The organism is Oricola indica, from assembly GCF_019966595.1.
In the GTDB taxonomy this organism is placed as follows: Bacteria; Pseudomonadota; Alphaproteobacteria; order Rhizobiales; family Rhizobiaceae; genus Oricola; species Oricola indica.
In genome coordinates this window covers 52465-66097 of record NZ_JAINFJ010000009.1, presented here as the reverse complement: position 1 = coordinate 66097, position 13633 = coordinate 52465, and the positions used below count along the sequence as shown (strand labels likewise).

At 63.9% G+C, this 13633-nt stretch carries 12 protein-coding genes; 10 read left to right on the top strand and 2 right to left on the bottom strand.

The window, feature by feature from the left end; translation table 11 throughout:
- The first annotated feature begins 131 nt into the window (after positions 1–131).
- The 3 genes from LC343_RS19380 (at position 132) to LC343_RS19370 (ending at position 4695) form a co-directional block, all read left to right on the top strand.
- Positions 132–2300 carry a malate synthase G gene (locus LC343_RS19380; protein ID WP_223478824.1) on the top strand — a complete coding sequence of 723 codons (2169 nt, stop codon included), beginning with the start codon at positions 132–134 and terminating at the stop codon, positions 2298–2300.
- A gap of 75 nt (positions 2301–2375) precedes the next feature.
- Positions 2376–3152 (top strand): enoyl-CoA hydratase/isomerase family protein, encoded by a 777-nt coding sequence (locus tag LC343_RS19375; protein ID WP_223478823.1) that lies wholly within the window; start codon positions 2376–2378, stop codon positions 3150–3152.
- Positions 3145–4695, top strand: a complete 1551-nt coding sequence (locus tag LC343_RS19370; RefSeq protein ID WP_223478822.1) for an AMP-binding protein — start codon at positions 3145–3147, stop codon at positions 4693–4695. Before LC343_RS19375 ends, LC343_RS19370 begins: the two co-directional genes overlap by 8 nt.
- Before the next feature lie 21 nt (positions 4696–4716).
- Here the strand turns inward: LC343_RS19370 and LC343_RS19365 are convergent, their stop codons facing one another.
- Positions 4717–5568, bottom strand: a complete 852-nt coding sequence (locus tag LC343_RS19365) for a DUF6920 family protein (protein ID WP_223478821.1) — start codon at positions 5566–5568, stop codon at positions 4717–4719.
- Between the two features lie 93 nt (positions 5569–5661).
- Here LC343_RS19365 and LC343_RS19360 point away from each other — a divergent pair, with 93 nt between their 5' ends.
- The 7 genes from LC343_RS19360 (at position 5662) to LC343_RS19330 (ending at position 11695) form a co-directional block, all read left to right on the top strand.
- Positions 5662–6270, top strand: coding sequence for a TetR/AcrR family transcriptional regulator (locus tag LC343_RS19360; protein ID WP_223478820.1), 609 nt, complete (start codon positions 5662–5664; stop codon positions 6268–6270).
- A gap of 112 nt (positions 6271–6382) precedes the next feature.
- Positions 6383–7477: a Gfo/Idh/MocA family protein gene (locus LC343_RS19355; RefSeq protein ID WP_223478819.1), complete on the top strand. Its 1095-nt coding sequence runs from the start codon at positions 6383–6385 to the stop codon at positions 7475–7477.
- Positions 7478–7545: 68 nt separating this feature from the next.
- Positions 7546–8445 carry a carbohydrate kinase family protein gene (locus tag LC343_RS19350; RefSeq protein WP_223478818.1) on the top strand — a complete coding sequence of 300 codons (900 nt, stop codon included), beginning with the start codon at positions 7546–7548 and terminating at the stop codon, positions 8443–8445.
- Between the two features lie 69 nt (positions 8446–8514).
- Positions 8515–9204, top strand: a complete 690-nt coding sequence (locus tag LC343_RS19345; RefSeq protein WP_223478817.1) for a glutathione S-transferase family protein — start codon at positions 8515–8517, stop codon at positions 9202–9204.
- A gap of 54 nt (positions 9205–9258) precedes the next feature.
- Positions 9259–10386 carry a tRNA epoxyqueuosine(34) reductase QueG gene (queG, locus tag LC343_RS19340; protein WP_223478907.1) on the top strand — a complete coding sequence of 376 codons (1128 nt, stop codon included), beginning with the start codon at positions 9259–9261 and terminating at the stop codon, positions 10384–10386.
- On the top strand, positions 10383–11249 hold the full coding sequence (locus LC343_RS19335) for an SDR family oxidoreductase (RefSeq protein ID WP_223478816.1): 867 nt from the start codon (positions 10383–10385) through the stop codon (positions 11247–11249). The genes queG and LC343_RS19335 overlap by 4 nt, the downstream gene beginning before the upstream one ends.
- Positions 11250–11365: 116 nt before the next feature.
- Positions 11366–11695, top strand: coding sequence for a septal ring lytic transglycosylase RlpA family protein (locus tag LC343_RS19330; protein WP_223478906.1), 330 nt, complete (start codon positions 11366–11368; stop codon positions 11693–11695).
- Here the strand turns inward: LC343_RS19330 and LC343_RS19325 are convergent.
- Complete coding sequence (locus LC343_RS19325) at positions 11692–13581, bottom strand: L,D-transpeptidase family protein (RefSeq protein ID WP_223478815.1); 1890 nt, start codon at positions 13579–13581, stop codon at positions 11692–11694. The genes LC343_RS19330 and LC343_RS19325 overlap by 4 nt on opposite strands.
- Positions 13582–13633: the final 52 nt, after the last annotated feature.

Below are 13633 nucleotides of genomic sequence, written 5' to 3'. Positions count from 1 at the left end.
GGCCGCAGAATTGCAAAAGACAGACGCCATTTTTTCGATTTTGGAAATAAAGCTTGTCAGTTTGGTCAAGTTGACAGTCAATCGAACTCCGTGCTTTGCCGCAGGATCACTTGTTTTCCGGAGGAAATGGCATGGCCGCGACGCTCACGATTGACGGTCTGACAATCGACAAGGGTCTTTACGACTTCATCACCGACGAGGCGATGCCCGGCACGGGCGTCGAGGCGAAGGACTTCTGGCCTGCCTTTTCGGCGATCGTGCACGACCTGGCGCCGAAGAACCGCGACCTGCTGGCAAAGCGCGACGCGCTGCAGGAGAAACTCGACGCCTGGTACCGCGACCACCGCGAGAGCGGCTACGAGATGCCGGAATACAAGGCGTTCCTGGAAGAGATCGGCTATCTGGTTCCGGAAGGCGAGCCCTTCTCCGTGACCACGGAGAATGTCGATCCCGAAATCGCCGAGATTGCCGGGCCGCAGCTCGTCGTGCCGATCATGAATGCGCGGTTCGCGCTCAACGCGGCGAATGCCCGCTGGGGATCGCTTTATGACGCGCTCTACGGCACGGACGCGATGGGCGACCTGCCGCAGGGCAGCGGCTACGATCCGGAACGCGGCGCGCGGGTGATCGCGTGGGCACGCAACTTCCTCAACGAGAACATACCGCTTTACACCGACTGGACCGATGTCCGCGGCTTCTCAATCGAGTACGGCGATTTGAAGCTGCAGATGGAAGACAGCACCAAGGCCGAGCTGAAGGACAAGGCGCAATTTGCCGGTTATCGCGGCAGCGCCGCCGCGCCCGACGCGGTCCTGCTCGTGAAGAACGGCCTGCATGTCGAGATCGTCATCGACGCCAACCATCCGATCGGCAAGACCGATACGGCGCATATCGCCGACCTCGTGCTCGAATCGGCGCTGACGACGATCATGGATTGCGAAGATTCCGTCGCCGCGGTCGATGCGGAAGACAAGACGCTGGTCTATCGCAACTGGCTCGGCCTGATGAAGGGCGATCTTGAAGAACGCTTCGAGAAGGGCGGGAAAACAATCACCCGCGCAATGAATCCGGACCGTGACTATGTCTCGCCGGCTGGCGAAGACTTCTCGCTCAAGGGCCGCTCGCTCATGCTGATCCGCAATGTCGGCCACCTGATGACGAACCCGGCGGCGCATGACCGTGACGGCCATGAAGTGCCGGAGGGCATCATGGACGCGATGATGACGGCGCTGATCGCGCTGCACGATGTCGGGCCGGACGGCCGCCACGCCAATTCGCCGGCGGGCTCGATGTATGTCGTGAAGCCGAAGATGCATGGGCCGGAGGAAGTGGCCTTCGCGGTGGAACTGTTCACTCGTGTCGAGGGCGCCCTTGGCATGGCGCCCAACACGATCAAGATGGGCATCATGGACGAGGAACGCCGCACCACGGTGAACCTCAAGGAGTGCATCCGCGCCGCCAAAGAGCGTGTCGTCTTCATCAATACCGGCTTCCTCGACCGCACCGGCGACGAGATCCACACGTCAATGGAACTCGGCCCGATGATCCGCAAGGGCGACATGAAGGCCGCCGTCTGGATCCAGGCCTACGAGAACTGGAATGTCGATATCGGCTTGGAATGCGGGCTTTCGGGCCATGCCCAGATCGGCAAGGGCATGTGGGCGATGCCGGACCTGATGAACGCGATGCTGGAGCAGAAGATCGGTCACCCCAAGGCCGGCGCCAATACGGCATGGGTGCCCTCACCGACAGCGGCGACGCTGCACGCGACGCATTACCATGCCGTCGACGTCAAGGAGGTGCAGGCCGAACTGCGGTCTCGCGGACGCGCTCGTCTCGACGACATCCTTTCCGTGCCGGTCGCCCGGCGGCCGAACTGGTCGGACGAGGACATCCAGCGCGAACTCGACAACAACGCGCAGGGCATCCTCGGCTACGTGGTGCGCTGGGTCGACCAGGGCGTCGGCTGTTCCAAGGTGCCGGACATCAACGATGTCGGGCTGATGGAAGACCGCGCAACGCTGCGCATTTCCTCGCAGCACATGGCCAATTGGCTGGACCATGGTGTCGTGCTGGAGCACCAGATCACCGACACGATGAAGAAGATGGCGGAAGTCGTCGATCGGCAGAATGCGGGCGATCCCAACTATCAGCCGATGGCGCCGAATTTCGACGATTCGGTCGCCTTCCAGGCGGCGCTCGAGCTCGTTCTGGAAGGGCGCAAGCAGCCGTCAGGCTACACCGAGCCGATCCTCCACAGGCGCAGGCTCGAGCTCAAGGCGAAGCGGCGCGGCGCCTGAACCGCGCGGCTTGCCGCCCGCATGACGATCTGATTGATTTGCCGTCTCCGACATGAACCGGGACGGCATTTCTTCATGCATAACGACTCTATTCTCACCTCCCTCGCCGACGGCGTGCTGACCATCACGCTGAACCGGCCGGACCGGTTGAACGCATGGGATACGCCGATGCGCGACGCGCTTGTCGCGGCGCTGCAGCATGCAGGCACCGAAGACACGGTGCGCGCCGTGGTCATCACCGGCGCCGGCGATCGGGCCTTCAGCGCCGGACAGGACCTGAACGAAGCGACGGATTTCGATTCCGACCGTGCGGAAATCTGGATCGAGGAATTCCACACGCTCTATCGCGCGGTGCGTTCGCTGGAAAAGCCCGTTATCGCGGCGATCAACGGCGTAACGGCCGGGTCGGCGTTCCAGTTCGCGCTTCTGACCGACATCCGCGTCGGTCATCCCGGCGTGCGAATGGGCCAGCCGGAGATCAATTCGGGTATCGCCTCGATCACGGGCCCCTGGATCATGCGTGAGATCCTCGGTCTGTCGCGCACGATCGAACTGACGCTGACCGGTCGGTTGATGAAAGCCGACGAAGCGCTCGGACTTGGCGTGCTGCATCACGTGGTCGAGCGGGAAAACGTCATGGCGAAATCGCTGGAAATCGCAACGGAGCTCGGCGCGAAGCCCCAGACGGCGATGCGGCTGATCAAGCGGCGCTTTTTCGAGGTTCTCGAGGCCGGGCTGGACGATGCCGTCGCGGCCGCCAAACGCCACCACCGCGAATCCTTCGATGCGGGCGAACCACAAGCGGCGACGCGCGACTTCCTCGCCGCACGCGGCGGCATCAAGCATGGATAGCAGGCGCATGGCAGCCTCGCCGCCATTCGAGACAACCGTCGGCGCGTTGCTGGCCGCCTGCGAGCGCGACGAACCGGACCGGATCATCCTGACTGCGGGTGATCGGCAGATCACCATCGGCGAAGTTGCGCGACAGGCCCGGGCGATTGCCGCCGATCTCGTCGGTCGCGGGATCGGTCCGGGCGACCCTGTCGCGACCATGCTCGGCAACGGCCCGAACCATGCGGCGCTGTTTTGCGGCATTGCGATGGCCGGCGCGCTCTGGATTCCCCTCAATCCGCAGGCGCGCGGTCCTTCCCTCGCCCATGCGCTTGGTGTTGCGCGGCCGGTTCTCGCCTACGCCCATCAGGATGCGGTCGAGCCCCTACGCACCGCCATGCCGGACGGATCAATCGAAATCCTCGTGACCGACGGCTGGCGATTCGACACCCACGCGGAGCCCGGCGAGGCGACGCTGCCCGTGATCCGCCCGGACGACGTTCGGACGATCATGTTCACCTCGGGCACTTCTGGGCCGCCCAAGGGCGTGCAGGTGACCGAGCGCATGCTGGTCGCGTCAGCCGCCGGAACGGCGCTCGCTTCCGACTGCAGCGATGGCGATGTGTTCCTGATGTGGGAGCCATTGCATCATATCGGCGGGGCGCAGGTTCTCGTCATGGCGCTGGTCCACCGCGCAAGGCTGGTGATGGTCGAACGGTTCAGCGCGAGCGGCCTGTGGCCGACCGTGCGCGCCGAGGGCGTCACAAAGCTGCATTATCTTGGCGGAATCCTTGAAATCCTGCTCAAGGCCCCGCCGCGCGCCGACGACCGGGACCACCCGGTCGAGATCGCCTTTGGCGGCGGCTGCCGGCCGGAGATCTGGCGCGCCTTCGAGGCGCGATTCGCAATCCCGATCCGCGAGGTCTACGGCATGACCGAAGCCTCCAGTTTCACCACGATCAACCGCTCCGGCACGGTCGGTTCGACCGGCACGGCGGTGCCATGGTTCGAGGTCGCGCTATGCGGTGATGACGGGGGAGCCGTCGCGGCCGGCGCACAAGGGGAAATCACCGTGACGACCGCCTATCCGGGCCTGTTCACGCCCGGCTACCTGAATGCGCCGGAAGCGACCGCCGGGCTGTTGCGCGATGGAAGGCTGCATACGGGCGATCTCGGAAGGTTGGACGCGGACGGCAACCTTTACTTTCTAGGAAGGCTGTCAGATTCGCTTCGCAGGCGTGGCGAGAACATTTCGGCCTGGGAGGTCGAGACTGCCTTGGCGGCGCATCCCGATATCGCGGAAAGTGCCGTTGTCGGCGTCGCGGCGGAGATCGGCGAGCACGACATCCTGTGTTTCGTCACGATGCGCGAAGGATCGGCCTTCGATCCCGAGGGCCTCGCGGCATGGTCCCGGGACACCATGCCGCCGCATCACGTGCCGCGCTACTGGAAGGCGGTGGCGAGTTTCGAGCGGACGCCCAGCCAGCGCATCCGCAAGGACAGGCTCGACCGCGATCTTGCGACCGCCACCGACACCGCGCCTGCGCGTAACCGGACGCCATGACTGTGCCCCGGCATGATCACCTCAGTCTCGAATGAAGCGGATCGAGGTGATGCGGCCTTCCCAGAAGGGATGGATTTCTCCGTCAGCTGCGCGGGCGATCATAAATGACATCGGGATCCGGACGCCCTCCACCAGGCGGTAATCCGACCTGACGGTGTGCTCGCCCGAACCGTGATAAGGCGTCGTCAGGTCGCCATCCTCCTCGGCGTCGAAGGCCGCAAGGCTTCCGTCGTCGCGGAAGGTGGCGATCATCGCGGCCTGAAAACCATAGGCGCTGACGACAGCACGGGCATGGCGATCATCGATCGGTTGCCATTCAACCGGGCCACCCGGCAGCAAGGCCATGGGCCATGCAGGGCTTTCCAGCAACCAGCGGCGCAGGGAGATGCGATTGAGTTCGGGCGTCCCCTTCTCGTCGACGACACGCAGCGTCGAAAGCAGTTTCGCGCCCATCTCCATCTCGCCATCCACGAAGATGTCGTAGGCGACGGCCCACACCGGACCGATGATCGGCGTGTCGGCCGAAAAGACAAGGTCCGGCTTGCGCGTCGAAGCGACCTGCCGCGCTGTGGTCGGTTCGAATTTCTCCATCAACGGGCGGCGGAATTCTCCGCTCATATCCACCGCGACCGAGACTATGTCGACCGGCGGACCATCGGGAAAGACGAAATCGAAGTAGCGGCGAACGGGCGCGGGCAGGCTTTGCATGGCGGCGGCGTCGAATGAAGCGGCGCGGTCTCGCGCGTCCGCGACAACGGCGTCCTCGCGGCCGGAAATTTCAGCACGCAGAGACCATGCGGACCAGCCGATCCAGACGGTCGGCACAGCGACGAGTCCTGCAAGGACGATCAGGGCGGCGTTTTTCATGCGCATGGTGTTTCTCCGATAATTCAAAACGTAATCTTTTGTACGATTTGACAGATACGTATAATTGTTTACGGATTTGTCAAGACATTGGAGAAGACGATGAGCGGCGACTACGCGGCGCGGCGGCGGGCCGCCATCAAGGAAGCGGCATTCGAGATCCTGGCGGAGAAGGGATACAAGGCCGCATCGATGCTGGAGATCGCGCGGCGCGCAAAGGCCTCAAACGAGACGCTCTACAAATGGTTCGGCAACAAGCAGGGGCTGTTCAGGACACTTGTCGAGGACAATGCGCGCGATGCGCGCGACCTGCTCGAAAAAGCCCTCTCCGACAACAGCGATCCCATCGAAGCGCTATCACGGCTCGGACCCCTTCTCCTCGCGATCGTCACAAGCGAAAAAGCCGTGGCCTTGAACCGGGCGGCAGCGGGGGATGTTTTCGAAACGGCGACGCTTGGCAGCACCATCGCCGAACATGGTCGCGAAGCGATCTTCCCGCTTCTCAAGGACCTTTTCGAAAAGGCGTTCCGGGACGGGACGCTGACCGACGGGACACCGGCCGAGGCGGCGGAAACCTATATCAATCTCCTGATCGGCGACTTGCAGATACGCCGGGTTATCGGAGTGGCCCCGCCGCCGGACCGCGAGGAAACGGAGGCGCGAGCGGCCCGCGCGGTGGCGAAACTTTTGCGCATCCACGGATCGGCGTAACCCGCCGCAAGCGCAAATTCATTCACGATTGATACACTTTTTCTTGCCGACGAGCGAAGAGCGCGGTAAGTCGCTCAATCGGGCCAATCGAAGCCCGGGAGGGACACATTCCATGCCGACACGCTACGCCATCATCGGGACCGGCATGATGGGGCAGGAGCATATCCGCAACATTGCCCTGCTGGCGGATGCCGAAGTCGCGGCCATCGCCGATCCCGACGAAGGCATGCGCAACGCCGCTGCGGTGCTTTGCGGACAGAACGGGTTTGCCGGCATAAAGAGCTTCGCCGATTATCGAGACTTGCTGTCTTCCGGCGATGTCGATGCAGTCGTGGTCGCAAGTCCGAACGAAACGCATGCGGCGGTGATGGAGGATATCCTCTCGACACGGTTACCGGTTCTGCTGGAGAAACCATCGGCCTCGATTGCGGAGGCCGCCCGCGCCTTGGCGGCGAAGGCCGAGAGCCGCGACGCGCCGGTCTGGGTCGCGATGGAATATCGTTACATGCCGCCCGTGGCGCGGCTGATCGAAATGGTCCGGGCCGGCGAGGCCGGCAATCCGAAGATGCTTTCAATCGTCGAACATCGCTTTCCCTTCCTGACCAAGGTTGGCCACTGGAACCGGTTTTCGGCGCGCTCGGGCGGTACGATGGTGGAAAAATGCTGCCATTTCTTCGACCTGATGCGGCTGATCACGCAAAGCGAGCCGGTGCGGCTGTTCGCCTCCGGAGCGCAGGACGTGAACCACAAGGACGAAGACCACGGCGGCGAGCGGCCCGACGTGATCGATAACGCCTTCGTCGTCGTCGACTTCGCAAACGGCATGCGCGCGGCGCTCGATTTGTGCATGTTCGCGGAGGGCTCCTACTTCCAGGAACAGGTGTCGGTGACGGGCGACGCGGGCAAGATCGAGGCTGTCGTCCCCGGTCCGGCGCGGTTCTGGCCGGGCGGCGCGGAGCGTGCCTCCGAAGTGATCGTCTCGCCCCGCGCGGCGAAAACGCCGAAGCGCGAGGCGGTGCATGTCGAGGAACACCTGCTGCGCGCCGGCGACCATCATGGCGGCACCTATTTCCAGCACGAAAGGTTCAACCGGCTGGTCCGCGAGGGAGGCAAACCGGAAGTAACCTTGCATGACGGCGCGAGGGCGGTAGAAATGGGCGCTGCCGCCGAACGGTCGATCCGGGAAGGCGGTGTCGTGCATCTGTAACCGCGCTTCGCCGCGGCCAAACCGAAAGTGCCCCGATGTATCTGTGCTGCGGCGATAGCCTATTCGACATGTTCACCGCGCCGTCCTCCGATCCGCACGGGATCTCGATCGACGGCCATGTCGGCGGATCGCCGCTCAACGTGGCGCTCGGACTGGCACGCATGGGAAACCATTCGCGTTTCTTCACGCGGGTCTCGACCGACATGTTCGGGCGGCGAATCGCTGGCTTTATGAAAGCCAACAATATCGACTCGACCCCATGCGTGGAAACACGGCAGAACACGACGCTCGCGATGATCGGCCTGAAGGAAGACAACAGCGCCGACTACGTGTTCTACACCGACAGCACAGCCGATTGCTCGGTCACGGTCGACGACCTGCCGGGAACGCTCGACCCGGCCGTGCGTGTGATCCATTTCGGGTCCTATTCCACCGTCATCGAGCCGACGGCGACAGCACTCGCCACGCTCGCCGCGCGCGAGGGAACCGACCGCTTCGTTTCCTACGATCCGAACCTGCGCACGATGATCGAGCCGGACATCGAGATCTGGCGTGCGCGCGTCGCCGCGATGACGAAGGCCGCTGCCTTCGTGAAGGCGAGCGACGAGGATGTCGCGCAGCTCGGCGCGACGCCGGACAGTTTCGCCGCCGACGCGCTGGCGAATGGCGTGGACCTCGTCTGCGTCACGCTCGGCATGGACGGCGCTCTTGTCTTTTCCGCCGAAGGCACCGAATTGCGCGTGCCGGGCATTTCCGTGCAGGTCGCCGATACGGTTGGCGCGGGCGACACATTCCAGGCGGCGTGCCTGCACTGGCTCGGCGCGCAGGGCCTGACACGAAAGGGGCTGGCGCGTGGCGCCGACATGGCGGCGATGGCCGGTTTCGCCGTCAAGGCCGCGGCGCTCACCTGCACGCGGCGCGGAGCCGATCTTCCGACGCTCGCCGATATCGAATCCTTTGCTCCCTGATGCGGCCCAATTGCTAAGGCAGAGCCAGTCGAATAGATACGGCGCAGCAAAACAGGCCCCACCGATACCATGTTGCTTTTCCATCATCCGATGTCTGCCCCTTCGCGTTTCGTCCGGCTGACGCTCGGCGAATATGGCGAGGCGCCCGACCTGCAGGAGGAACTGCCCTGGGCGCGGCGGCCGGAATTCATGCAGATCAACCCGGCGGGCACGCTTCCGGTCCTGGTCAGCGAAGCCGGACCGCCGGTCGTCGGCGCTTTCGCCATTTCCGAGTATCTCGACGAGACGCGCGGCCCGATCATGCGCGACAAGCGGCTGATGCCGGGCTCGCCGCTCGAACGCGCCGAAGTGCGCCGGCTGATCGACTGGTTCCTCGTCAAGGCGGAAGCCGACGTGACGCGTGCCCTGGCGCGCGAACGCGTATTCAAGCTGCAGATGACGACGGCCGAAGGCGGAGGCGCACCCGACTCCGCCGTGTTGCGCGCGGCGCGCAGCAATATCCGCCAGCACATGCGCTACCTTGGATGGCTGGCGCACAGCCGCGACTGGCTGGCCGGAGACCGGCTGACGGCCGCCGACCTTGCCGCCGGCGCGACCGTGAGCGTGCTCGACTATCTCGGCGAGATCGACTGGGCCGCCGAACCGGCCGCCCGCGACTGGTATCAGCGGATGAAATCGCGCCCCTCCTTCCGCGAATTGCTGGCCGACCGGGTCCGCCGCCTGCCGCCCGCGCCGCATTACGCCGACCTCGATTTCTAGGCTGCGGTAAAGCCGTGCTTGAAGCATGGCCGCCGCGACGGGCATGATCACGCGATGACGCCGCAACGCGCCAGACAGGGATTGATCGATGATCTGCAGTCCGAGGGTTTCTCGGACGTTCGGATGACGCGCGCCGATTCCATTCCGCACGCCGCACCCCGGCTGCGGGAGTTCCTGCGCGCCGGCCATCACGGGACGATGGGCTGGATGGAGGAAACCGAGGCCCGCCGCGCCGACCCCAGAACACTGTGGCCCGATGCGAAAACGGTCGTTCTCGCGGCGATGAATTACGGGCCGGAAGACAGCGATGCGCCGCTGGCGGCGCTGGACAAACATGACCGCGCGACGATTTCGGTCTATGCGCAAAACCGCGACTACCACGATGTCATCAAGGGCAAACTGAAGCAGGTCGCCGGCCGGTTCGCGGCAAAGACGGGCGCGGACGTCAAGGTTTTCATCGACACCGCGCCGGTGATGGAAAAGCCGCTCGGCGAGGCCGCCGGTCTCGGCTGGCAAGGCAAGCACACCAACCTGGTCAGCCGTGCGCTCGGCTCATGGTTCTTCATCGGCTCGATCTTCACCGACATGGAGTTGCCGCTCGACGCGCCGGAGACAGACCACTGCGGCTCGTGCCGCGCCTGCCTCGACATCTGCCCGACCGGTGCTTTTCCCGAACCCTACCGGCTCGATGCGCGACGCTGCATCTCCTATCTGACCATCGAACACGCGGGACCTGTCCCGGCCGAGTTTCGCAAGGCGATGGGCAATCGCATCTATGGCTGCGACGACTGCCTTGCCGTCTGTCCGTGGAACAAGTTCGCCAGCGCGGCGAGAGAATCGAAGCTCATGGCGCGCGACGATCTGAAGAACCCGGCGCTCGAAGACCTGCTGGCACTCGACGATACGGCGTTTCGTGCCCTTTTTTCCGGATCGCCAATCAAGCGGATCGGCCGCGACCGGTTCATCCGCAACGTGCTGATCGCGGCGGGAAACAGCGAGACGCCGGGCCTCGCCAGGCATGTCGAGCCTCATCTGGCCGATCCCGACCCGACCGTGCGCGGCGCGGCCGTCTGGGCACTTGGAAATCTGGCGAAAGACCGCATGGCGGGGTTGCGCGATCTGCACGCGACGCGCGAAACGGACCCGACGGTGCTCGACGAATGGAAAGAGGCGACCTCATGACGATTTTCATCTTCGGTGCGGGTTTTTCCGGCCAGGCCTTCGGCCGCCTGATGGCCGCGCGCGGCAAGACCGTCCACGGCACGACGCGGACGCAGGAGAAGGCGGACGCGTTGCGCGCCATCGGGCTCGTACCGCATGTGTTCGACGGAACAGCGGTCGCGCCGGAGCTTGCCTCGGCGCTGGAGGAGACGACGCATCTGGTGATTTCGATCGGACCCGGCGACGAGGGCGACCCGGTGCTGGATGCACTCGGCGACCGGATCGCGACTTTGCCGAAGCTCGAATGGATCGGCTACCTCTCGACCGTCGGCGTTTATGGCGATCATGACGGCGCGTGGATCGACGAAGAGGCCGAATGCCGGCCCGTCTCGCAACGCTCGTCGCAAAGGCTCGCCGCCGAGATGGCGTGGCAGGACCTCGCGGACATGGCCGGCAAACCCCTGGCGATCCTTCGGCTTTCGGGTATCTACGGCCCCGGCCGAAACACCTTCGTCAATCTGGAACGGGGCACCGCGAAGCGGCTGATCAAGCCGGGCCAGGTATTCAACCGCATCCATGTCGAGGACATTGCGCGGGCGCTCGATTTCCTTGGTGAACGGCGTATCGGCGGCGTTTTCAATGTCACGGACGACCTGCCGGCACCGCCTCAGGATGTTGTCGAATATGCAGCGTCTTTAATGAAAGTTGATTTGCCGCCCGCAATCGACTTCGAGACCGCCACAATTTCGCCCATGGCACGATCCTTTTACGGGGAATGCAAGCGCGTCTCGAACGCGAAGCTTAAACAGGCCGGTTTCGCTTTCGCCCACAGCGACTACAAGACGGCCCTGTCGAGTATGTGGGCGCAAGGTAACTGGCATTAGTGCGGGGAACGCCCGGACGGTACCCTGAAGCGCCTCGAAGGCCCCGGTTCCATCCCGACGTCCCCCGTCTCAAACGGGGTAAACAAGTGAAATCCAAATTCTTCGGCACGGCCTTCCTGGCCGCGACGGCAACGCTTTGCGTGGTTTCGGCAACGGTTCCGGCTTCGGCCCAGTGCGGCGGCGCTTCATGGTATGCGCTTCATTCGCGCACCGCGTCCGGCGAAATGATGAACCCGGCGCAGATGACGGCGGCGCACAAGACGCTGCCCTTCGGCACCAAGGTCAAGGTCACGAACAAATCGACGGGCAAGTCCGTCGTGGTGCGCATCAACGATCGCGGGCCCTTCATCAAGGGCCGGATTATCGATCTCTCCAAGGCGGCGGCCAGCCGGATCGGTATGATCCGCTCCGGTCACGCGCCTGTCTGCATTTCCACGACCAGCTAGGAATCGACGCTGCCGCGCGATTCATGCACGGCCTTGAGCGCCCGCTCCAGATGCACGTCACGGTCATAGATGTCGGTGAAGTACTCCACTTCACCGGCCTCGTTCGGCCATGCTGTGTAATAGGAGATGAAGACCGGAATCTTCTCCGGAACTTCCTCCGCCTTTTCGCCACCGCCGGCGGCGATCCTGCCATGCACGTAATCCTCGGTCTTGCCGAGCACGGCGGCCGCCATCGCCTGCGGCTGCTGCAGGCGAACGCAACCGTGGCTGAGCGCCCGCATGTCGCGTTCGAAGAGGTTCCGCGACGGCGTGTCATGCATGTAGATGGCATGCTTGTTGGGGAACAGGATCTTCACCTTGCCAAGCGCGTTCGACGGTCCTGGCTTCTGGCGCACGCTGTAAGGCCGGCTGGTCGAGTAATTCCACCAGTTGACGCTGGCCGACGAAACCCGGCGGCCTGATGCATTGGTTACCTCGTAACCGGCACGGTCGAGATAGCTCGGATCGCGATGGAGCTTCGGCAACATTTCGTTGACGATGATCGATTGCGGAACGCCCCAATAGGGATTGTAGACCACCCGTTCGACCTCATCGAAGAAGAACGACGTCTGGTTCGACTTCTTGCCGATGATGGCGCGCATCGAGAGCTTCGTCTTGTCATTCTCGAAATAGCTTGCGCGGAAAGCCGGCTGGTTGATCAGTACGTGGCGGACGCCGAATTCCTCCGGGTGCCAGCGCAGGCGCTCCAGCGCCATCTCGATGCGCTCGATCTTCGAGGCATGGCCGACATCGCTCAGATGGGAAACCGTGTTCCGGCCCACGATCCCGTCGGGAACGAGACCGTTCTCGCGCTGAAAATCCTGCACGAGTTCAGCGATCTCGTGGGTGTATTCCTCGCCGCCGAGATATTCGGCGAACGTCGCCGCGTGTTTCGTGCGCGCTTCCTCGCTGACGCGCTTGCGAAGCGCCTTCATGATCAGCGGCAGGGCCTCTTCCGTCTGGCCGACCTTCACGAAGGTCCCGTCGGGGATGACGATTTCCTCGACGTCCTGGGTCCTCAGATCCGCCAGTTCGGCCTTGAGTTCGGCATATTCGGGCTGGCGCGGCTCAAGCGTCTGTAGCCATGCCGCCGGATCGGCGGTCCGCGAAAGAATGCCGATCGCCTTGTCGGCGGCCAGGCGCGGCAGCGGGAAATCGTGATAGCCGGAGAGCTTGTCGGGAATGACCGCGCCGTCCTTGATATCCATGGCGTAGCGCACGGCGCGCGCCGACATCTTCATCTCGAAGGCGAGCATGTCAGCCGTGCGGCCGGCGGGATCATCCATCGACCAGCCGTCACGCGGTACGGCGACGGAATATTCCGATGCCTCAAGCCCGTGATCGCCCGCTTTCTCGAGAAGGGCGGCGACGGCCTTGGCGTGTTCGGTCACGCTGCTGCCGCGCGACCAGATGAATTTCGGGTTCTCCGCGTAATGCGCCTTGAGCGCGTCGGCGACGGCCTTTTCCATCGCGATCGACGTGTCGGGTGCGAGCCGGATCGCCTCGGCGAAGCGGGTGGCCTCGAAATCGAGGCTGGGCTCCAGCCCCCCGGCCTCGACCGTGTCGGGCAGAAGCGACGCGACCGTGACCGTGGTCAGCGCTGCGGGCTGGTATGAATAATAGCGCGGCCCGGTGACGCGCTTGACCGGCGCGGCGGCACGACGCTGCACCTGCTGTACTTCTCTTTCGCGCGTTTCGCGCTGCCTTCGCCTGTCGTCGCGGCGATTGATGCCGAACAGCAATTCATGCAGCTGGACCTGCGCCTGTGATGTCACCGACATGACGGGCACGGCCGGAACGGCGATCGCCGCAGTCAGGCAAAGTTTCAGAATATTCCTGGAAATCACGGCAAACTCCGATTCGCTCGCTGTCCTGCCCCTTGGGTAAGCGACAATAACC

Excerpts from the sequence above, each read along its gene's own strand:
- LC343_RS19380 (WP_223478824.1), top strand. The coding sequence starts at position 132 with ATGGCCGCGACGCTCACGATTGACGGTCTGACAATCGACAAGGGTCTT.
- LC343_RS19375 (WP_223478823.1), top strand. The coding sequence starts at position 2,376 with ATGCATAACGACTCTATTCTCACCTCCCTCGCCGACGGCGTGCTGACC.
- LC343_RS19370 (WP_223478822.1), top strand. The coding sequence starts at position 3,145 with ATGGATAGCAGGCGCATGGCAGCCTCGCCGCCATTCGAGACAACCGTC.
- LC343_RS19365 (WP_223478821.1), bottom strand. The coding sequence starts at position 5,568 with ATGCGCATGAAAAACGCCGCCCTGATCGTCCTTGCAGGACTCGTCGCT.
- LC343_RS19360 (WP_223478820.1), top strand. The coding sequence starts at position 5,662 with ATGAGCGGCGACTACGCGGCGCGGCGGCGGGCCGCCATCAAGGAAGCG.
- LC343_RS19355 (WP_223478819.1), top strand. The coding sequence starts at position 6,383 with ATGCCGACACGCTACGCCATCATCGGGACCGGCATGATGGGGCAGGAG.
- LC343_RS19350 (WP_223478818.1), top strand. The coding sequence starts at position 7,546 with ATGTTCACCGCGCCGTCCTCCGATCCGCACGGGATCTCGATCGACGGC.
- LC343_RS19345 (WP_223478817.1), top strand. The coding sequence starts at position 8,515 with ATGTTGCTTTTCCATCATCCGATGTCTGCCCCTTCGCGTTTCGTCCGG.
- queG (WP_223478907.1), top strand. The coding sequence starts at position 9,259 with ATGACGCCGCAACGCGCCAGACAGGGATTGATCGATGATCTGCAGTCC.
- LC343_RS19335 (WP_223478816.1), top strand. The coding sequence starts at position 10,383 with ATGACGATTTTCATCTTCGGTGCGGGTTTTTCCGGCCAGGCCTTCGGC.